At 65.2% G+C, this 18,279-nt stretch carries 18 protein-coding genes and 1 tRNA gene; 9 read left to right on the top strand and 10 right to left on the bottom strand.

Features of this window, described 5'->3' with window-relative positions; all coding sequences use genetic code 11:
• Positions 1-36: 36 nt before the first annotated feature.
• Genes A5790_RS15610 through A5790_RS15600 form a run of 3 tightly spaced genes read left to right on the top strand, consistent with a single transcriptional unit; the run spans position 37 to position 2,616 of the window.
• Complete coding sequence (locus A5790_RS15610) at positions 37-816, top strand: SDR family oxidoreductase (protein WP_066845848.1); 780 nt, start codon at positions 37-39, stop codon at positions 814-816.
• The gene (locus A5790_RS15605; RefSeq protein WP_066845845.1) at positions 813-2,408 is read left to right on the top strand and encodes an NAD(P)/FAD-dependent oxidoreductase; all 1,596 of its coding nucleotides are present in this window, start codon (positions 813-815) and stop codon (positions 2,406-2,408) included. The genes A5790_RS15610 and A5790_RS15605 overlap by 4 nt, the downstream gene beginning before the upstream one ends.
• Before the next feature lie 28 nt (positions 2,409-2,436).
• Positions 2,437-2,616 (top strand): hypothetical protein, encoded by a 180-nt coding sequence (locus A5790_RS15600; protein WP_066845842.1) that lies wholly within the window; start codon positions 2,437-2,439, stop codon positions 2,614-2,616.
• On the opposite strand, the gene A5790_RS15595 is transcribed toward A5790_RS15600, so the two are convergent.
• On the bottom strand, positions 2,600-2,944 hold the full coding sequence (locus A5790_RS15595; RefSeq protein WP_066845839.1) for a hypothetical protein: 345 nt from the start codon (positions 2,942-2,944) through the stop codon (positions 2,600-2,602). The genes A5790_RS15600 and A5790_RS15595 overlap by 17 nt on opposite strands.
• Positions 2,945-3,070: 126 nt before the next feature.
• On the opposite strand from A5790_RS15595, the gene A5790_RS15590 reads away from it, so the two are divergent.
• The 3 genes from A5790_RS15590 (at position 3,071) to A5790_RS15580 (ending at position 5,867) form a co-directional block, all read left to right on the top strand.
• A tRNA-Leu gene (locus A5790_RS15590) sits at positions 3,071-3,144 on the top strand.
• 211 nt (positions 3,145-3,355) lie between these two features.
• Entirely contained in the window at positions 3,356-4,969 is a 1,614-nt protein-coding gene (locus A5790_RS15585) for a helix-turn-helix transcriptional regulator (protein WP_066845836.1), read from the top strand.
• 52 nt (positions 4,970-5,021) lie between these two features.
• Complete coding sequence (locus A5790_RS15580; RefSeq protein ID WP_082961742.1) at positions 5,022-5,867, top strand: class I SAM-dependent methyltransferase; 846 nt, start codon at positions 5,022-5,024, stop codon at positions 5,865-5,867.
• Between the two features lie 340 nt (positions 5,868-6,207).
• Here A5790_RS15580 and A5790_RS15575 read toward each other — a convergent pair whose 3' ends face one another.
• From A5790_RS15575 to A5790_RS15565, 3 genes are all read right to left on the bottom strand, one after another.
• Positions 6,208-7,755: a serine hydrolase gene (locus A5790_RS15575; RefSeq protein ID WP_066845830.1), complete on the bottom strand. Its 1,548-nt coding sequence runs from the start codon at positions 7,753-7,755 to the stop codon at positions 6,208-6,210.
• On the bottom strand, positions 7,752-9,134 hold the full coding sequence (locus A5790_RS15570) for an alpha/beta fold hydrolase (protein ID WP_231987799.1): 1,383 nt from the start codon (positions 9,132-9,134) through the stop codon (positions 7,752-7,754). Before A5790_RS15570 ends, A5790_RS15575 begins: the two co-directional genes overlap by 4 nt.
• A 317-nt stretch (positions 9,135-9,451) precedes the next feature.
• Positions 9,452-9,943, bottom strand: coding sequence for a hypothetical protein (locus A5790_RS15565; protein WP_156656415.1), 492 nt, complete (start codon positions 9,941-9,943; stop codon positions 9,452-9,454).
• A 497-nt stretch (positions 9,944-10,440) separates the two neighbouring features.
• Here A5790_RS15565 and A5790_RS15560 point away from each other — a divergent pair, with 497 nt between their 5' ends.
• Positions 10,441-11,142 (top strand): hypothetical protein, encoded by a 702-nt coding sequence (locus tag A5790_RS15560; protein WP_066845824.1) that lies wholly within the window; start codon positions 10,441-10,443, stop codon positions 11,140-11,142.
• Positions 11,143-11,384: 242 nt separating this feature from the next.
• Positions 11,385-11,999: a YdcF family protein gene (locus A5790_RS15555; protein WP_231987798.1), complete on the top strand. Its 615-nt coding sequence runs from the start codon at positions 11,385-11,387 to the stop codon at positions 11,997-11,999.
• Between the two features lie 17 nt (positions 12,000-12,016).
• On the opposite strand, the gene A5790_RS15550 is transcribed toward A5790_RS15555, so the two are convergent.
• Together A5790_RS15550 and A5790_RS15545 are read right to left on the bottom strand one after the other, a co-directional pair.
• A complete protein-coding gene (locus A5790_RS15550; RefSeq protein ID WP_066845821.1) occupies positions 12,017-12,955 on the bottom strand; it encodes a R2-like ligand-binding oxidase in 939 nt (312 codons plus the stop codon).
• Positions 12,952-13,632: a TetR/AcrR family transcriptional regulator gene (locus A5790_RS15545; protein WP_066846067.1), complete on the bottom strand. Its 681-nt coding sequence runs from the start codon at positions 13,630-13,632 to the stop codon at positions 12,952-12,954. The genes A5790_RS15550 and A5790_RS15545 overlap by 4 nt, the downstream gene beginning before the upstream one ends.
• Before the next feature lie 178 nt (positions 13,633-13,810).
• Between A5790_RS15545 and A5790_RS15540 the strand changes: the two genes are divergently transcribed.
• The gene (locus A5790_RS15540) at positions 13,811-15,127 is read left to right on the top strand and encodes a hypothetical protein (RefSeq protein WP_066846064.1); all 1,317 of its coding nucleotides are present in this window, start codon (positions 13,811-13,813) and stop codon (positions 15,125-15,127) included.
• Here A5790_RS15540 and A5790_RS25495 read toward each other — a convergent pair.
• The 4 genes from A5790_RS25495 to A5790_RS15520 form a co-directional block, all read right to left on the bottom strand.
• On the bottom strand, positions 15,084-15,599 hold the full coding sequence (locus A5790_RS25495) for a hypothetical protein (protein WP_231987797.1): 516 nt from the start codon (positions 15,597-15,599) through the stop codon (positions 15,084-15,086). The two genes, A5790_RS15540 and A5790_RS25495, sit on opposite strands and share 44 nt — an antisense overlap.
• The gene (locus tag A5790_RS15530) at positions 15,596-16,153 is read right to left on the bottom strand and encodes a hypothetical protein (RefSeq protein WP_082961740.1); all 558 of its coding nucleotides are present in this window, start codon (positions 16,151-16,153) and stop codon (positions 15,596-15,598) included. Before A5790_RS15530 ends, A5790_RS25495 begins: the two co-directional genes overlap by 4 nt.
• Positions 16,150-16,764, bottom strand: coding sequence for a hypothetical protein (locus A5790_RS15525; RefSeq protein WP_066845819.1), 615 nt, complete (start codon positions 16,762-16,764; stop codon positions 16,150-16,152). Before A5790_RS15525 ends, A5790_RS15530 begins: the two co-directional genes overlap by 4 nt.
• 111 nt (positions 16,765-16,875) lie before the next feature.
• A complete protein-coding gene (locus tag A5790_RS15520; RefSeq protein ID WP_066846061.1) occupies positions 16,876-18,237 on the bottom strand; it encodes an NAD(P)/FAD-dependent oxidoreductase in 1,362 nt (453 codons plus the stop codon).
• Between the last annotated feature and the right edge of the window lie 42 nt (positions 18,238-18,279).

Below are 18,279 nucleotides of genomic sequence, written 5' to 3'. Positions count from 1 at the left end.
GCGTTTGGTGAGGGCCCCGTCGGGTAGCCCGCCACCATGGCTCAAGGACGACCACTCGCGCTTGTGACGGGCGCTTCGAGCGGTATCGGTTTCGAGTTGGCGAAGCTGTTCGCAGACGACGGCTACGACCTCATCGTGGCCGCGGACGATGACGGCATCCACGCCAGCGCCGACAAACTCGCCGCCGGCGGCACAGAGGTACGCGCGGTTCAGGTCGATCTCCGCAAAGAGGACGACGTCGATCGGCTGTACGCCAGCGCCACCGAGGGTGGCCGCCGGCTGGACGCCGCCGCCCTCAATGCCGGCACCGGCGGCGGTGGCAACCGATTCGTCGACCGTGGGCTCGAAGAGGACCTGAACATCATCGACCTCAACGTCCGGGGAACCACGCAACTGGCCAAACTGGTGCTCGCTGACATGGTCAGCGCCAACTCGGGCAAGCTGCTGTTCACGTCGTCGATCGTGGCGATGATGCCCGGCTCGTATCAGACCATCTACAACGCCTCGAAATCGTTTGTGCAGTCGTTCGCCGAAGCGCTGCAGGACGAGTTGCGCGACACCGACGTCGTCATCACCTCGCTGATGCCCGGCCCAACCGACACCAACTTCTTCCGCCGGGTCGGCATGCTCGACACCTTGGTGGGACGCATGCCAAAGGACGACGCCCACAAGGTCGCGAGACAGGGGTACGACGCGCTGATGGAGGGAAGGAAGAAAATCGTTGCCTCATCACCACTTTCGAAAGGGCTCGGCCTGATGAACCGGTTCCTGCCCGACTCGGTGAAGGCCGCCTCCAACAGGCTGATCTCGAGGTGAGCGTGTCGGGCTCCGCCGATGCTGTGGTGATCGGAGCCGGCCACAACGGTTTGGTCGCCGCAGCCATGCTGGCCGACGAGGGCTGGGACGTACTGGTTCTGGAAGCGCAGGACCAGCCCGGCGGCGCGGTCAAGAGCGCCGAACTGTTCCCCGGCTATGTCAGCGACCTGTACAGCGCGTTCTACCCGCTGTCGGTGACCTCCCCGGCTCTCCAAGCCCTGCACCTCGAGGAGCACGGCCTGCGCTGGTCGCATTCACCCGCGGTCGTCGGCCATGCGAGCTCGGCCGATGACGAAGACGCTCCGCTGATTTGGCGCGATCTCGACCGCACCGCAGAGGATCTCGACCGTCGCACACCCGGTGACGGCGAGCGTTGGCGCGACTTGTTCGCCCAGTGGCAGCGCATCAAGGAACCGCTGGTGGAGACGTTGTTCGCGCCGTTCCCGCCGGTGCGTGGAGCGGTCGGTCTACTGCGTGAGCTGGGCACCGCCGAGGCGCTTCGGTTGGCGCATCTGATGCTTCTCCCCGCAGGCGTGATGGCTGAGAATCTGTTCGAGGGCGAGGCCGCGCGACTCCTGTTGCTGGGCAACGCAATGCACGCCGATGTTCCCATCGACGCGCCGGGCAGCGGCGTCATGGGATACATGCTGATCATGATGGCTCAGGACGGCGGCTTTCCGGTTCCGGTCGGCGGCGCCGGCCAACTGACCGTAGCGCTGGTGAACCGGGCGACGTCTGCGGGTGCCCGCATCCAGTGCGGACAACAGGTCGACCGGATCGACGTCCGAGGCCGACGCGCGGTGTCCGTTCACACCTCGGGCGGCGAGACCGTGCGAGTGCGTCGGGCGGTGATCGCCGATACCTCGGCGCCGATGCTGTACCGCGACCTGCTGCCGGCCGACGCTCTCCCCGAACCCGTGCTGCAGAGCATCGACCGGTTCGTCTGGGACACACCGGTGTTGAAGATCAACTACGCCCTCGACGCGCCGATTCCGTGGCGTTCGCAGAGTCTGAACGATGCGGGCACGGTACATCTCGGCGCCGACCACGATGGCTTGATCCGGTGGATGGCCGACCTCAACACCGGCACCGTGCCGCTGCATCCGTTCCTGCTGTTCGGGCAGATGACCACCGCCGACCCGAGCCGGTCACCAGCAGGCACCGAAAGCGCCTGGGCGTACACACATCTGCCCCGGGGCGTCGCCGACGACGCCTCCGCCGATCAGTTGTCGGCGGCGGTGGACGTGGTGTTGGAGAAGCATGCGCCCGGATTCAGCGACCGCATCGTCGGCAAGACGATTCAGCGGCCGTCGGACCTGGAGGCCAGCGACGCGAATCTGCATGCCGGTGCGGTGAACGGCGGGACGTCACAACTGTTCCAGCAGTTGATCTTTCGTCCGTTCCCGGGTTTCGGCGGCGCGGAGACGCCGGTCGAGAACGTTTTCCTCGGCAGCGCGGGCGCGTCCCCGGGCGGGGGAGTGCACGGTGTGTGCGGCCGCAACGCCGCGCATGCCGCACTGGCCGTCGCCGGGCGGCTGGGTTGGCCGCGCCGACAGCTCAACCGCGCAATCCTGTCGCTGATGACGCGATGAGCCGCGCCAGGTCAGTGACGCGGACCGGTTGCGCGACGTCGCGAAGAAAGTGTTCGGATGGCAGGCGCTGCGGCCAGAACAACTCGAGGCGATGACCGCGGACCGGATCACCGTGCTGTTCGACCTCTACGGGTATCGGACGCTGGACGTCGACGCCGTGCGGGACAACGACCTACTGGACGTGCGCGCGGCTAGTAGCCCGGCGTGACGACGTCTTCCAGTTCCTGCAACTCGGGCGACGGCCCAGGCTGTGGGTGGGGTGGCACCTGATTACCGGTGGACCCGGTGCATTCGGCGCCGCTGACCCCGGGCGGGCAGGCGTTGTTGACTGCTGAGGCGGTGTTCGGAACCAGATAAGGCACGCACGTCCCGCTGTAGAGGTCGCTGTCCTCGCCGGCCGGGCAGGCCGCGAGCTGACTGGGGACGCTGGGCGAGGTAGCGATGACGGCCGCAAGCATCGGGGCCATCGTCGCGAGCGCGAATCCACCGGCGATTGTGAGCCGTCGTCCGATGCGGAATTCCGTCAGCGCTGACATCCTCGTGCCTTTCCTAGTGGAACGACCTACACGCCGACATTATCTTGATCGCGCATCACGTGTGCCAGGTCCGGCTGCACGACGATCGCGCGCGGTACCGTGCTCATCGGCGCGGCGACGGCGGCGGCCCCCATAGCCCAATTGGCAGAGGCAGCGGACTTAAAATCCGCACAGTGTCGGTTCGAGTCCGACTGGGGGCACCGAGAAGATGCTGGTAGAGGCGATTTCGGCTACCGGATCGGTCGCATTTCTCCCTCACCCGAGGCCACCCCAGGCCACCCCAGGCCGGCGGCAAGGTCGCGGCGGCGAGGTCGGCGCGGCAGCTAACTTGTGGGGCTGCCGGCGACACCGGGAAGCGCAAGAAGTAGCACGCCGTCGCGCAAACCCACAGGTATCCGCCAGACTTTCCTCATGGCCGCGATGACGATAGCTTCGAGCGCCTTTGAACGCCAGGCGTGGACCGAAGTCTACGAGTGTCTCTCCGACGCGGATGAACGACTCGATGCTGACGATCTTGAGCGCCTGGCGACTGCCACCTACTTGATCGGTAAGGACGACGAGAGCGTGCGGGCTTGGGAGAGGGCTTCCTCCGCGTGGTTGGCTGCCGGCGATCCGGGCCGAGCCGCCGAATGCGGGTTCTGGTTGGCGCTAACGCAATTGCTCCAAGGCAATACGGCGCGCGGCAGCGGTTGGCTAGCACGAGTGGGTCGGCTGGTGGAGGACCGCGAGTGCGCCGCGCGCGGGTACTTACTCACTTCCGCAGGCCTTGGGGCGTGGACGGGTGGGGATTCCGCGAGAGCGTACGAGATGTTCGTTGAGGCCGGCAGGATCGCCGCACGGTTCGGTGATCGCGACTTGGCGGCTCTCGCCTGGCTGGGTCAAGGCCAGGCATCGGTCACCCAGGGCGAAACGGCTCGCGGCGTGGCACTGCTCGATGAAGCGATGGTGAGCGTCACTGCGGGGGAGGTGTCGCCCATCCCCGCTGGCATCGTCTATTGCGGCGTCATCGAGACGTGTATGGGCGTGTTCGACCTGGGGCGCGCGACCGAGTGGACCATGGCGTTGAGCGATTGGTGTGACGCCCAGCCTGACCTCGTTCCATACCGCGGTCAATGTCTGGTGCATCGCTCGCAGATCCTGCAGATCCACGGCGAATGGCCCGAGGCGACGACGGCCGCCCGCCTCGCTTGCGAGCACTTGTCGCGACCCGCTGCGCACCCTTCCTTAGGATTGGCGGCTTACCAGCGAGCGGAGCTGCACCGGCTGCGTGGAGAGTTTGACGACGCTGAAATCGCCTACCGGCAAGCCCATCAGTTTGGTCGAGAGCCCTTGCCTGGATTGGCCCTCCTGCGACTGGCCGAAGGGCACGTCCATGCCGCGATTGCCGCGATTCGTCGCGCGGTAGACGTAAGCCCCGATCGTTTCGGCCGGCCAGCAACATTGGCTGCGCACGTCGACATCATGCTCGCGGTCGGTGACGTCCCGGCAGCGCGAGCGAGCGCCGACGAACTTGCCGAGATCGCCGAAGCCATCGACGCGCCGTTCCTGCACGCCATCGAAGCTCACGCCGACGGGTCGACGCTGCTCGCCGAGGGCGACGCCCCCGCGGCCCTTGCTGCCCTGCGCCGGGCATCTGCGGGTTGGCAGGACTTGGCAATGCCCTACGAAGCCGCTCGGACGCGGGTTCAGACCGGGCTCGCCTGCCGAGAGCTGAGCGACTTCGACGCAGCGGCACTGGAGTTCGACGCCGCGCATGATGGCTTTAGCCGGCTCGGCGCAGTGCCCGACACGGAACGTCTGGCCGAGGTCATCGGGACCCAGGGGCGGTCGGCGGGGGGCCTTACCCCGCGCGAATGCGAGGTGTTACGGCTTGTCGCCGCGGGCAAGACCAACCGAGAGATCGGCGCGAGCCTCGTACTCAGCGAGCACACGGTCGCACGTCACCTGCAGAACATCTTCGCTAAGCTCGGCTTGTCATCTCGGGCAGCCGCCACCGCCTACGCCTACGAGCAACACCTCGTCTAACGGGTGGTTAGAACTGACCACTCGCACCGCGGCGATATGGTGAATTCGGTCGATGCGCCGACGGCGGTCTGATTCATATCGTTCAACCATGTCTCAACAGGTTGATTACCGTGACCTCCGGCGGACGGAAGCCGAGAATTACGCACGCGACTTCGTCCCGCTCATTCCCGCGCCGCTCGCCGGCGATCTCATCGAGATGGCGGCACCCGAGCCGGGTGAATACGTCGTCGACATCGCATGCGGGACCGGCGTCGTCACCCGCCTGGCCGCCGAACGGGTCGGGACCACAGGGAAAGTCGTCGGAGTGGACCTCAACCCCGGAATGCTGGAGGTTGCCCGCACAACCGCCGCACCGTCCGGTGCCGTGATCGAGTGGCGGGAGGGAAGCGCTGAAGCTCTTCCGCTCGCCGATGAGTCCTACGATCTGGTGTTGTGTCAGCTCGGGCTGATGTTCTTTCCCGACCGGCCCGCAGCCGCCCGCGAGATGCGGCGCGTGCTGTCGCCGGGTGGCCGCGTCGCGATCAACGCGCCGGGAACCATGCCGCGCTTTTTCGAGATCATGGTGGACGCCCTTGGTCGTCACATCAACCCTGACCTACCCGGATTCCTACGTTCGGTCTTCTCCCTGAGCGAGACCAAACTGCGCCAGCTGCTGGAAGTCGCCCATTTCCAAGACGTGACCGTCAAAACCATGACGAAGACGTTGCGGCTACCACCGCCGGCCGAATTCCTGTGGCAGTACCTTCAAGTCACTCCTATCGCAGGGCTCGTCATGTCGGCGGGCGCCGACCGCAGACAACAACTTGAAAATGAGGTCGTTGCACGCTGGCAAGACTTCATCGATCGCGGCGGCATGGTCGTCGAGCAGCCGATCGTCGTCGCAACTGCTGAAAATTAGCACCTTCAAGAAATTTCACATGACGTCCCCTGATCGAGTAAGCCTTCATCGTCGGCCTTACCAATCGTGACTGCCATCGGTATTACATCGACGGCCGTTCGCCTACCCGTTCGACCCGTGCACGACGCTCCGAAGGCGTACTCCCTCCAGTTACCGTCGGCCGATGATGCCGAAAGGCGATCAGCGCAATGATATTCGACCCTGCGACCATCGTGAGAAAACCGATCGCCAGGACTCAATCGAGCACAGGTGGCGGCTCCACTACGCGACCGCCTTAGGCTTGCGGACGCTGCCGATAGGCCAACGATAAGCGGCTCGCGGTAGACCGCTGTTCGTCAAATCATTGCCGCCGGTAAAGGCGGCCGTGCGTGCGCAACCAGGCGACGTTTCCGTTCGGGTCCCGCACGAAATTGGAACGGGTGCCGAGGGTTTGACCGTCTGGCCCCAGGTCGAGTCCATAGTCCGGCCGGTAGAAGGCAAAGCCCAGATGTGCGCTGGTGTCGGCGTCCTCATCGGGGTGAGTGCTGGGATCGGCCAGGTCGCTCATGGTGCCGTGCAGTCGGCCATCCCTGCCCTCGAACTCGATGACAACCTTTTCGAGGCTGCCGGATTCGGTGATCTGCTCCGTCACGTACCGCCCTTCGTAGGGCGCGAGGTCCGCCGCGCTCAAAGTTTGCGGTTCCGCTGGCATATTGCTGATCCCAGCGAACCGGCGCATCGCCCAATCATCGGCGAATAGATCGGTCGTGAGCTGCGCCCCACCCTCGGAGTTGGTGAGCAAGGTCATCGCGAAGTTTCGGCTGGGCACCATGAAGAAGCCCGACCTTTGGCCTTGCCAGGTGCCGCCGTGCTGCACGATCGTCTCGTTCTCGGCCGAGGGGCGCAGCATCCATGTCACCCCCATCCCGGTGAGCTCGACCTGCAGCGTGCCGCCGGCACCGGGGTTGGAGCGCATCGCGACAAGTGCTTGTTGGCTCAGCAGCCGAGCGCCGTTGGGAGCGGCACCGTCACCAAGGTGAAACCGCGCGTAACGCAACTGATCCCGCACGCTGGATATCAATGATCCGGTCGGGTTGCAGCTGCGCGGGAACCCCCAGAAGCCGTTGTCGACAACGGGTTTACCGTCAACCACGTTGTGGGATGCCGCGATATTGAAACCGATGATCTGGTCCGAGAAGTACCGGGTATGCGTCAGCTCGAGCGGATCGAGCAGCAGACTCTGTACCGCCGCCTCGTAGGTGGACCCGGTGACGACCTCGATGATTCGCCCTGCCACGACCAGTCCTGCGTTGTTGTAGGCGAATACGGTGCCCGGCGGTGTCAGTTGCGGCAACCGGGTCATCGACGCGACATAACGCGACAACGCATCATCACCACGGCCGAAGTCCTGCAGATCGTCGCCCAACCATCCCGCTGTGTGGTTGAGAAGCTGGCGCACGGTGACGGTGACGCTGGCAGATGGGTCCGCTACCGCGAAGTCAGGAAGATAGCGGCGGACCGGAGCGTCGAGGTCCACTTTGCCCTGATCCACCAGCCGCATCAGCGTCGTACCGGTGAAAGTCTTCGTGGTGGAACCGATACGGAACACCGTATCGCCGTCGACCGGTACCGGATGGTCGACATTGGTGACACCGTAGCCCTTTATGTACTCCTGGCCGCCCGCCAGGATGCCGACTGCCACCCCCGGTATCGCATAGGCCTTCATACCCTCTTCGATCTTGGCGTCGAGTTCGTCGAATCCCGTTGCCGCGTCGGGCGCGGAGGTCGTCGTGGGTTCTGATGAAGGGCTCGAAGAACACGCGGACAGCGCCAGCGCAGCGGCCCCGGCGACGGCTCCGCCCAGCAGGCCGCGACGCGATATCCCCGCGACATCCGACGCTGTCGTCATGGTGGCGGAATGATCTCGTACGAAGGTGGTTGTGTCGCGCCGACACAACTCGTGTCCGGTCGACCCGGATCTTCGTAGAACGAGGCGATCACCTTCGCTCCGCAGTCATTCGTGTACACGCCATGGGCGACGCCGGGCACCGTCACGACGTGGGATTGCGAGAGATGTTGCGCCACATACTCACCCCACTGGGGCCCGGTCTGTCCGTCGTAACTGCCCGACAGGACGAGCGTCGGGATCGCGCTCTCGGTGACCGCCCGGATCTCATCGGGCGCCTTGGGCACATCCCAGGCGGCGCAGGCGTCGCGCAGGAACGGCAGTTGCGGCGCTTGGGCGCGAACCGACTCGGGAAACTCCGGAAAGGCCCGCTTTGCTTTCTCGAGTTGATCCTCGGCCGATTCGAACGGGACCCATTCACGGCACCACACGCTCAAGGTCAGGCCCCAGCCCATGGTCCCGACCCGCTCGGGATTGGCCCACACTTCGGCGTACAGCTCGGCGATCCGCCTGGGATTGTTTCGGGCCAGTTCGTCAATCGCGGCCGGAAACTCTTCCGGGAAGTGGGTGGCCAGCGGGACGAACCAGTTCAGCAGCGCGCCACCGTCGAGGACGACTTCGGTGTCTCCGACCGACGGGACGGCGACCGTGGTGGTGACTGGACGCTCTTCGAGCTGATTGACCAGTCTGATGAACGACTCGGCGAGGTTGGGATAGCGCGTCTGACATGCGGGCTGTGCCACGCATGCATTGGTCATGTTGTCGAACGCCTCTTTGGCGCTGCTCCAGGTCCACCCCGGGGTGGCGGCCGAGGGCGGTGCCACCCCGTCGAGGGTCACCGACCGGATCCCGTCGGCGTCGTGCCGCATGTAGATCAGCGCGAGATCGGTGCCGTACGAATGTGAAAACACGTTCCACTGGTCGATGCCCAGCGCGCTACGCAGATCAGCAAGGTCGTACGCGCTTTCGGTGGAGTTGAACGCCGCAAAGTCGGCCTCCGGGGCCAGGCGGTCGCGGCACGCCCGCACCGCCTGCACATACTGATCGCCGGTGGAGGCCGCGTCATAGACCAACCCGACCCGGCGCGCGTAGAACCGATCGATCTCCGGGCAGGTCAGCGCCGGCTGCGACGAGTGAGTTCCCCGCTGCGACAACAGGATCAGATCCCGGTTGCGGTTGATGCCCACATCGTTCGGAATCGGCGGATCCGCCACCGCGTCACCGCCGGGACCCCCAGTGAGGAACACAATCGGATCCGATGAGGGTGGCTGCGTCTCCGACGGAATGATCGCCACCGCCAAACGCAGCGTGCGCCCGCCGGCTTTGGTGCGGTCCTCGGGCACCACCAATTCCCCGCACCGGGCACCTTTCAACTCGGGCACCGGTTGCGGTGTTTCGGGGCAAGGCCCGGCCACGAATTGCGCAGGCGGATGTTCCACCATTGTCGGTGTTGTCGGCGACGGCGCGCCAGCGGGCGGTGCGCTGGAGTTGCCGCACGCGGCGCAAACCACGACCACGATGAGCGTTAGCACAAACCCCACCCGGCGCACCGGACGCGCGGTGGGCGCCCAACCGTCAACTGGTGGAAACGGTTCCGCCCACGTCACGGTAGAAATCTTGACACACGAACCGAGCGCAGGTCATAGAAATATGCCGAACTCGCCAAGGGCTCCGCTGAGACGCGGTCTACCATCGCCCGTCATTTCAGCGCGAGGTTGACGGCGACGACGAGCCAGCCCATTCCCGCATTCAGAAAGCCGATGACCACCGTCCATGCTCGGGAAAGGCTGGCCTGGCGAGCCGCTATCACGCCCCAGAAGAAGAGCAACACCACGTTGAGGTTGAGCGCGACCGTGGTGTAACCGATGGTGACTCCACCGTCGGGATGCTCCCAATCGTCGGGCCAGTCAAAGGCTGCAGCGAGCAGCAGCACGGCCAAAGTGGGCAGGGCTGCCGCGACGACGGGCCACCCACTGGCGACATTTCGCAGAAAGGCGGCAATGTACTGTGCGCCTCCGGACTCCTCGTGGCTCGAGACATGCAACCCGTACGCGCGGGTCAGCAGGCTCAACCCCACACCAAGGAGAATCCATGCGATTTCCTGCAGGGGGTTACCACCGGCTTGGGCGGCCAGCAAGAGAGTCGTCATGATGGTGCCGGTGACAAACGCGGCCAGTGTGCTGGACTCCAACCTCACAAGCTGCAAGCGTAAGCCGCAATCACGCCTCGGCGCCGGATCGACGCGGCCTATAAGGCCTATCGTTGTCAGAGTTGCTTCCCTGGCTATTGGCTCAAATGCGCTGTGATGCACGGACTTATCATCTTCAGCGGACCACGCCAGCGCGCGGGCTCAGCGGCGATTTTCAGCACGCCCGCGAACCACCCTCGCATCGTCGCACCGATGACCGACGACGGCACGGTGCGTGGCAGTGAACACGCCGCATGATCAGGGGCACGGCCTCCGCGTTGTTCTCCGCGACATCCTGGAACCTGCGGCCCGGGCCAGATGTTCGTGGACGTCGCGTTGGATGCCGACCCGCGGGGGTCGGTCGCCTTTTCAGGTGACGGACCGAAAGCCGTGTTTCGTGCGGTCGTGACGCATCAGTGGAGGCTTTGAGGATCCGTTGAGGTCGACGCCCGATTCTCTTTTCAACCACGAAGACCGTGGCTCCACGAAAGGAAAATCCGATGACCAACACCCCGTTCACCAAGCCCGCAGGGACCGCCGCGACCTTGGGCGCGGTCAAGAAGTTCGCCACCGCTGCCGCCATCGCGGGGGCCCTGGGGCTAGCTGCCCTCGGCATGGCCGGCGCCGCGTCCGCGGCGCCCGCCAACGACTCCGGGTCGGCGCACTCCACGACCTCCTCCGGGGATCATGCCGGCTCGGTCTCCGTGCCGCACGCTGAGTCGTCGGCGCCGCACGCGGAGTCGTCGGCCCCGCATGCTGAGTCGTCGGCGCCGCACGCCGAGTCGCCCGCGCCGCACGCTGAGTCGTCGGCCCCGCACGCGGAGTCGTCGGCCCCGCACGCCGATGCAGCCTCACCGGCGGGTGACGACGTCGTCCACGCCCACCTGATTCCCGGTGTCGAGCTCGTACCACCGGCCGCCGCACCGCACGCTGAGTCGTCGGCACCGCAGGCTGAGTCGTCGGCGCCGCACGCCGATGCAGCCTCGCCTGCAGGTGACGACGTAGTCCACGCCCACCTGATTCCCGGCGTCAAGCTCGTACCACCGGCCGCTGACGATCCGCAGACCGCTCACCCGACTCCGGATTCCACGTCGAATCCCAACGAAATCGGCATGGTCTACCCGTCCGGCAGCATCTACCCCAACCCTCCCGATTACGACCCCAACTGCGGACCCGCCTGCTACGAGGTGATTGACGAGTGAGGTGCACGACAAGCAAGTGAGTTGAGCGGGGCAGGTGTTTCCAGTGGAACACCTGCCCTTGCTCCGTTTATAGATCGGACCCCGCGGTGACGGCGGTCGGGTTCCAGCATCTGTTCGCGTTCTCCTCAGCACATGGGACGGAGCGACCTGCGCGACGCGCCACGGCGACTACTCCGCACGCAGCAGCGGATTCATCGGCGCCGCGAGATCACTGCGGCGACCACCGCCCGTATCGTGGCCTGGTGCGATCAGTCGGGCCGATCCGACGCAGGCTCGTCGGAAGTCTGCGACGAATCACAATCGCTTCGGCCCTGCTTCTGGCAGGTGTCCTCAGCCTTGCCATCGATATCAGCGCTTTCAGTGCACGGTCGGACGCGGCGCCGGCGGATGCGGCCATCGTCCTGGGCGCGGCCGTCGACGACGACGAGCCCTCGCCCGTGCTCGAGGAGCGGCTGCGGCACGCGGCCACGCTGTACGAATCAGGCCAGGTCGATTGGATCGTCCTGACGGGCGGTGTCGGACAACAAGACACGCTCTCCGAATCCGAGGCCGGCCGCGACTGGCTGATCAAGGCTGGGGTGCCGGCGGACCGCTTGCTCATCGAGAACAGCTCGCGCACCACCAAGCAGAATTTCGCCTACGCCCAGCCACTGCTCGCCGAACATGAAATCAACCGAGTGCTCATCGTCAGCGATCCGCTGCACATGCGCCGTGCCACGCGTATCGCCACCGACTTGGGCCTTGACGCGCACCCTTCGCCGACGACCAGTAGCCGCTACAAGACCCTCCAGACGCAGATCCCGATGTTGTTGCGCGAGGTTTACCACAGCGTGCAGTACTTCATGACGCGCCAATGACGAGCAACGCGCACGGTTTACGCCGAGGCGGCCAGCGCCTTGCTGTCCTCGTCGGCGAAGGTGTCCTCCAGCGTCAGCGGTGAGTAGTCCAGGTCGATCTCCCCGACTGGGCGGCCCCGGGCACTGCTGATGGTGCCGAATCGCCGCATTCCCTTATCGCTTGCGTACTGCTTCATCTCGCCCGCTTCCAATCCGAACGGAATCTCGTCGTAGAGGGTCGACCCGTCATCGGCGTTCTGCAGCACCAGCGGGATGAGTTCATTCATCCGCTCCTCGAACACCGTCCAGTTCGAGTCATCGGCGGCGACGTGACGCCGGCAGGTGAAGGTGCCCCACGCCATGTGGCGCCGCTCGTCGTCGCCGATGCGCCGCACCAACTCCTGCATGCCGGGCAAAATGCCGCGGTCCACGCAAATGCGGTGCCACGCATAGTATCCCGTCAACGCCATCATGCCTTCGATGACGTGGTTGTAGGTCGCTGACGCGCGAACCTGCGCGGCGGGGGACGGGTCGGCGTTCAACGCCTCCAGCGAACTCGGCAGTTCGTCATAGAAAATCTTCCGGTACGACGGGAGATCATCGAGGTGGTGGTGGAGGTCGTCGGTCAGCCCGACGGCGTCCAACCACATCCGGAACACCTGGGTGTGCTTGGCTTCCTCGAACGCGAACTGGGTCAGATACATCTCGTCGCCCAAGCGGCCTTCGGCCCGCATCGCGGCCATGAACGGCTGGATGTCCTGGGTGACGGCTTCTTCGCCGGCGATGAACTGCGCACACAGTCGTGCGGCGTAATCACGCTCGAGTTCGGTCAGGGACTCCCAGTCCTCCCGGTCGCGGGAGAAGTCGATATCGGCGGGATTCCAGAACTTCGCATTGCCCCCTGCGAAGAGCTTCAACGGGAGGCTGTCCCAGTTGAGGCCACCGGCGTCGAGTGACGCTGAGTTCTTTCGTGTCATTGTTGGACCTCCTTGGTCGTTCTTCGGGCTGGGCTGTTGCTGGAGAATGCTTGCGCCAGAACGGATACGAGCCTGCGCACTGCGAGTGCCGGCTGATCAGGCGTGGGGTCGTCGAGCCCGAGAACCGGATCCATACCGCGCACATAGGGAGCCAGCGCCATGTGGGGAAAGATCATCAGCAGCAACGACAACAGAGCGTCGGTATCGCAATCGGCGCGCAGGTCGCCGCGCGCATGTGCATCGCGTACCAGTGGCCGCAGAACCTCCAGATAGTGGCGATGGATGACGGTGTGCACGGAAACCCGTGCATCTGTGTCGATCTCGAAGTTCGATGCGGCATGCAGGGCACGGTCCTGCGGGTGCTCGGCGAAATAGGCCACCCAGGTATCGAGCAGATCGGTGAGGAACTCGAAGAAGGGCCGGCTCGGGTCCAGCTCTCGGATTCGATCTTCGATGTACGACCGCACCCGCTGGCTGCCGAGATCTGCGATGTAGGCGTACAGATCGCGCTTGTCGGCGAAGTACTGAAACAGACTGCCCTTCGCGACACCCGCGCGGCGTGCGATGACGTTCAGGCTGCCCTGCGAGTAGCCATGCGCCCCGAACTCCGCCTCCGCCGCTTCGATCACAGCCGCGCGCCGGCTCGGGTCGACCCGAGCCCATGTCACAGTCGGCATCCACACCTCCCAGCGATGACCACTGGTCATATTACTGTGAGTGGCGTCACAGTCAAGAGGGTCCGGCCGGATCGTCATTCAGTGCTGAGACGACGCGCGACCGTGCCAAATGCACTGGTGGCTAGTGGATCAGCTCGTCAGCCCGTCGCCGATACCGTCGCCGCCCTAGGATGTGGCGGTGCGCTCCGTGTTGCGGCCGTTCGACCTGTGGTGGCGCTATTTCCCTCAATTGGCGGCGCTGTACCTGCTCGGTTGGCTGGGTCGTCGCGGCGCCATCGAGCTGGCGGCCTGGGCCGGTTGGGACAACGACGTCTGGGCCGCGCTGATCATGCCGTTCGCCGGGATGGCGCGGCTCGGTTCGTACGTCGCGATGTTCTTGGTGCTGCGCTCGGCCATCCCCGCGCTGGCGGCGCTGCCGCGGCGATCTGCGCGCAGCGTCGACGTGTTCGCCAACATCATCGTGCCGTTCTTCGCGATCTATCTGGCCTGGAAGCTGTTCGCAGAGGACTGGATCGAGTTCGAGACGGTGGCCCTCGACTATCGCATCACCGACTCCGTCACCGAAGCGCTGACATCCACGGAGCCCACTGAGCTTCATCCCGATCAACTGCCCGTCGGCACCACCACGTGGGTGATCATCGTGTCGGCGCTGGTCGTGCGTTATGTGCTCAGCAAGCTCAAGGACAAGCTGCCGGGGTGGATGATCGCCGTCCGCGTCTACGTCGACGCGCTGTGGGTCTTCCTCACGCTGAGCTTCGCTGCCAGCGAGGGCGTCGGCTTCCTCATCAACCCGATGGGCTGGATCTCCGAACGGCGAATCGTGGTGTGGTTCAACGAGACGCGGGCCGCACTGTTTTCGCACTTCGCGCCGCTGGAAGCCTTGTGGGACGGCCTGATGGCGGTGCTGCGGACAGCATTCGGTGGAGCCACGATCCCGCTTCTCTGGCTCGCCGTCGCCGGGATCGTCTACGGCGTGTCCATGCCCGACTGGCGCCGCGCGGCTCGCCGCGTTGTGGGCAGTCGCGCCGACAGGGTGATCAACAGCGCGGCAGAGCGGCGCAAGATGCTCAAAGAGCGCGGTTGGGACGTGCCCGAGACGCTGGGCCAAAAGGTGCGCTCCTGGCTGCTCTCCAAGCTGGGCAATTACAGCACCATCGTTGATTCGGCACGGCTCATCCTTTACGGGGGAGTCTTCGCCCTGTCGCTGTACGTGTTGGGCTATCTCGGCTTGGCGTGGCTCGACATGTCCGGGTCTTTCTATCGGCCCGAGATGGGCAATGGCTACTTGTTCCGGTTCGTGGCATGGCTTCTCGGTCCGCATCCGCTGCCCTTCTGGTACGGCTTCGCCGAAACGATCGCGCTCGGCTCGCACCTGATCATCGAGCCCCTTCGCATCTGCCTGATCGCGTCCACGGTGGCGTACTGCCTTGAGCAACTCGAAAAGCAGGAACCTACAACATCATCCGCGCCAGAAGCCGACCGTCAGCACTCGTGACATCGAGCGCGTCGGGCACCGCATCCTGCGGCAGCACGAACGCGAACTGCACCGGACCGGGCTTCTCACACCTGATCCCCACACCATCGGGTGGAGTCGGCCCCAAACCGCCCGCCTTCTCCGATGCCCACCGGCGCTGACCGTCGGTGATGACAGCGCTGCAGGTTTCGGGGTTCTCACGCGCCGGACCTGACATGTCCACCGTCACCACCGTCAACACGGCGCCCTCGGGTAGCTGCGGCCCGAACCGGGAAGGCTTGCGGCTCAAGTGCCTCACCGAGTCGACCTCCCAGGTGTATCCGCCGGCGCCGCCGGACTCACCCTTCGCCACCACTACGTCCGGTACCACCGTGTCGCGATAAGTGGTCCACTGATCGCCCAGTGTGGTCGCGATGATGACGCCGAGTGCGGCCACCATGACGACGGCACCGATCAGGTTTCGCACCCACAGCGCCGACAGCCATCTCCTCATGACGCACGTTCCAAGGGAGCCTCAAGTCTCACGGTCTGTACTCGGCGGGCGGCTGCGAGCGGAACATCGATGACAAGACGCGAGTCCAGTTGCTCGTCATAACCCGTCCACACCCGCAGCGTGATCGGTGCGGATGAGCCGGGCTCGACCAGGGCCGGCGCGACATCGAACACCCACGACCCGCGTTGCGCGATGCCGGGCCTGACGTTCCCCCGGAGAGTTTTGAGGAAAAACCGATCGGTGGGTGTGTACGTGTTCGGCCCGACGATCAGGTCACTGCGGGGTAGTTCGGTGGTGACCGGTGCCTCCAGGGTGGCGTCGACAACCACCCAAACGCCCGCGGGTGCAACCGAATCCACTTGCGAAGAGATACGGACATCGGTGACGGTAGCCGCGACGTCGCGGCCGGCGGCACGCTGTCCCGCCTCGCCGTACACGTCGAACGGTCCGGTGATGTCCGGCGGTGTCGGCAGGTTCTGCCACACCACCGCGGCCGCCGCGATCACAACGACTGTCGTGATCACCGTCAGCGCCCGGCGCGTGCGCGGATTCACGGCAGCCCCTGGACCGGAACGACCACCCGACCGTAGTTATCCGTGTCGATCCATTCCTTGCCACCGTAGGTGACCATCAGCTGCGTGAACGTCTTCTTCCACACCCGGATGGTCACCTCCTGAGTCGACACTGCGCTGGATTCCGGGACCTGCCAAGTGAACGCCAACTGTTCGGTGAGTCCGGGTCCGAGACTCTGGATCGCAGAACCGTCGCGCAGACGGAAGGTCCCGAAGATCTCCTTGCCGGGCAGACCCTGTAGGTCGAGGAGATCGCGGAGACCTCCTGGCACGGTGCCGGTGTTGTCGACGGTTGCCACGACGCCCAGGTAGACCTTGCCGGGTTCGGCAGCGCCGATGGTGGCCAACCCACCCTTGAGTTCGCGGACGAACCTTGCCCGCTCGACCGTGATCGTGAACTGGCCGTCGCTGAACTCCTCGGCGACCTTGAACGGGGTGACTTGCTTGTCGACGGTCTCGAGGCCGCCGAACGCGGCGGTGGCCACCAGAATCAGCAGAAGCGCGGTCCGTCTGATCTGTGCGACGTTCAATCGGGACAACCTCTGCGCGACCCGATGCGTCCGCGGCACGGGGACCGGAGGTTCGCCACCCACGTTGGTGGATGCTAATCGCAACCGCGGCAGACGCGCAGTTCCTCTGCCACGCTGCCGTCACACTCCCGGAAGGACGTCGACAGATCACTCACCCGTCGTTCGGGCCGACGGTCATGAACGGTAAGCGCGATAATGCGGCGGTGCAGGTTCTGGAAGGTCCCACGTCGAGTACGTGTAGCGCTGTTCGGGACGATCCGCTGCGCCCAGCATGAAGGCCCGGTGATAGCGGCCGGCACGTGCGATCGAGGCCAACCAGGTGGCAACCGTGCTGATGCGGTTGCGCACACCGGTGAGGAACGCGATATGAATCAGGCCCCACGCCACCCAGCCGAGGTATCCCGACACCCGGATGCGCCCCACTTGAAGCAGCGCGTTGCCATGGCTGATGTAGGCCGCCGATCCCAAATCGCGGTAGCGGTACGGGCGGCGCGGTCGCCCGGCGAGATCACGGCGGATACAGGCCGCCGCGTGCAGGCCGCCCTGCATCGCGTTCTCCGCGACGCCAGGCAGCTTGTCACGCCCGGCGAGATCGCCGACCACGAAGATCTCGGGGTGTCCCGCAACGCTCAGGTCCGGCTCGACCTGTATGCGACCGGCGCGATCGGTTGGCGCTCCGAGGGTTTCGGCTACATGACGGGCGAACGGGACGGCTTCGACGCCTGCGGTCCACAGCACGGTGCGCGTCGAGAATTGCCTGTCGGGCCCGCCGTTCTTCGGGGTGACGGTGACGCCGTCGCGCCGGACATCGGTCACGTGCACACCGAAGTGCATCTCGACGCCGAGCTCCGCCAAGGTCTCGGTGGCTTTCGCCGATAGGTCGGGCGCGAACTTCTTCAGGACGCGCTGGCCGCCGTCGAACAGCAGCACCCGCGCCTCTTGCGGCTGGATGCTGTGGAATTCGTTGGCCAGGGTACGGGTGGCCATCTCCCGGATCTGACCGGCCAGTTCCACTCCGGTCGGACCGCCTCCGGCGACGGCAAAGGTGAGCCAGTCGCTACGCTCCGAACCGGGCGGCAGGGTCTCGGCAATCTCGAACGCGGTGAGGATGCGCTGTCTGATCTCCAGCGCGTCGTCGAGCGTTTTCATACCCGGCGCCCAGTGCGCGAACTCCTCATTGCCCATATACGACTGCCACATACCGGCCGCCAGGATGAGGACGTCGTACTCGACGACGAACGTCGTCTCGTCGGGCCGTAGTGCGGTGACGGTGCGCGCGGACGGGTCCAGTGCGATCGCCTCGCCCAACAGGGGCTTGATGTTGTCGTATCGGGCGAACTCCTCGCGGAGGGGACGGCTGATGTGGCCGATGCTCAGCTTGCCGGTCGCGCACTGGTAGAGCAGCGGTTGGAACAGGTGGTCGGCGGAGCGGTCGAGCAGGGTGATGTCGACATCCGCTTTGGCCAATCGACGCGCGCAGAACAAACCACCGAATCCGCCGCCGATGATCAAAGCCCTGGGTCGCTGCGAACTCATCATCGCAAGGGTGTTACCCAGCTCTGCGCCGTCCGAAGCCCG

Source organism: Mycobacterium sp. 852002-51152_SCH6134967 (assembly GCF_001667105.1).
Lineage (GTDB): Bacteria > Actinomycetota > Actinomycetes > Mycobacteriales > Mycobacteriaceae > Mycobacterium > Mycobacterium neumannii_A.
The sequence above is the reverse complement of the archived record's forward strand: the minus strand, read 5'-3'. Positions and strand labels throughout refer to the sequence as shown.

Bases quoted from the DNA above. Each gene is read 5' to 3' on its own strand.
- A5790_RS15575 (WP_066845830.1), bottom strand. From the start codon at position 7,755: ATGACGACAGCGTCGGATGTCGCGGGGATATCGCGTCGCGGCCTGCTG.
- A5790_RS15560 (WP_066845824.1), top strand. From the start codon at position 10,441: ATGACCAACACCCCGTTCACCAAGCCCGCAGGGACCGCCGCGACCTTG.
- A5790_RS15520 (WP_066846061.1), bottom strand. From the start codon at position 18,237: ATGAGTTCGCAGCGACCCAGGGCTTTGATCATCGGCGGCGGATTCGGT.
- A5790_RS15595 (WP_066845839.1), bottom strand. From the start codon at position 2,944: ATGTCAGCGCTGACGGAATTCCGCATCGGACGACGGCTCACAATCGCC.
- A5790_RS25495 (WP_231987797.1), bottom strand. From the start codon at position 15,599: ATGAGGAGATGGCTGTCGGCGCTGTGGGTGCGAAACCTGATCGGTGCC.
- A5790_RS15610 (WP_066845848.1), top strand. From the start codon at position 37: ATGGCTCAAGGACGACCACTCGCGCTTGTGACGGGCGCTTCGAGCGGT.
- A5790_RS15545 (WP_066846067.1), bottom strand. From the start codon at position 13,632: ATGCCGACTGTGACATGGGCTCGGGTCGACCCGAGCCGGCGCGCGGCT.
- A5790_RS15580 (WP_082961742.1), top strand. From the start codon at position 5,022: ATGCGCCGACGGCGGTCTGATTCATATCGTTCAACCATGTCTCAACAG.
- A5790_RS15550 (WP_066845821.1), bottom strand. From the start codon at position 12,955: ATGACACGAAAGAACTCAGCGTCACTCGACGCCGGTGGCCTCAACTGG.
- A5790_RS15585 (WP_066845836.1), top strand. From the start codon at position 3,356: ATGGCCGCGATGACGATAGCTTCGAGCGCCTTTGAACGCCAGGCGTGG.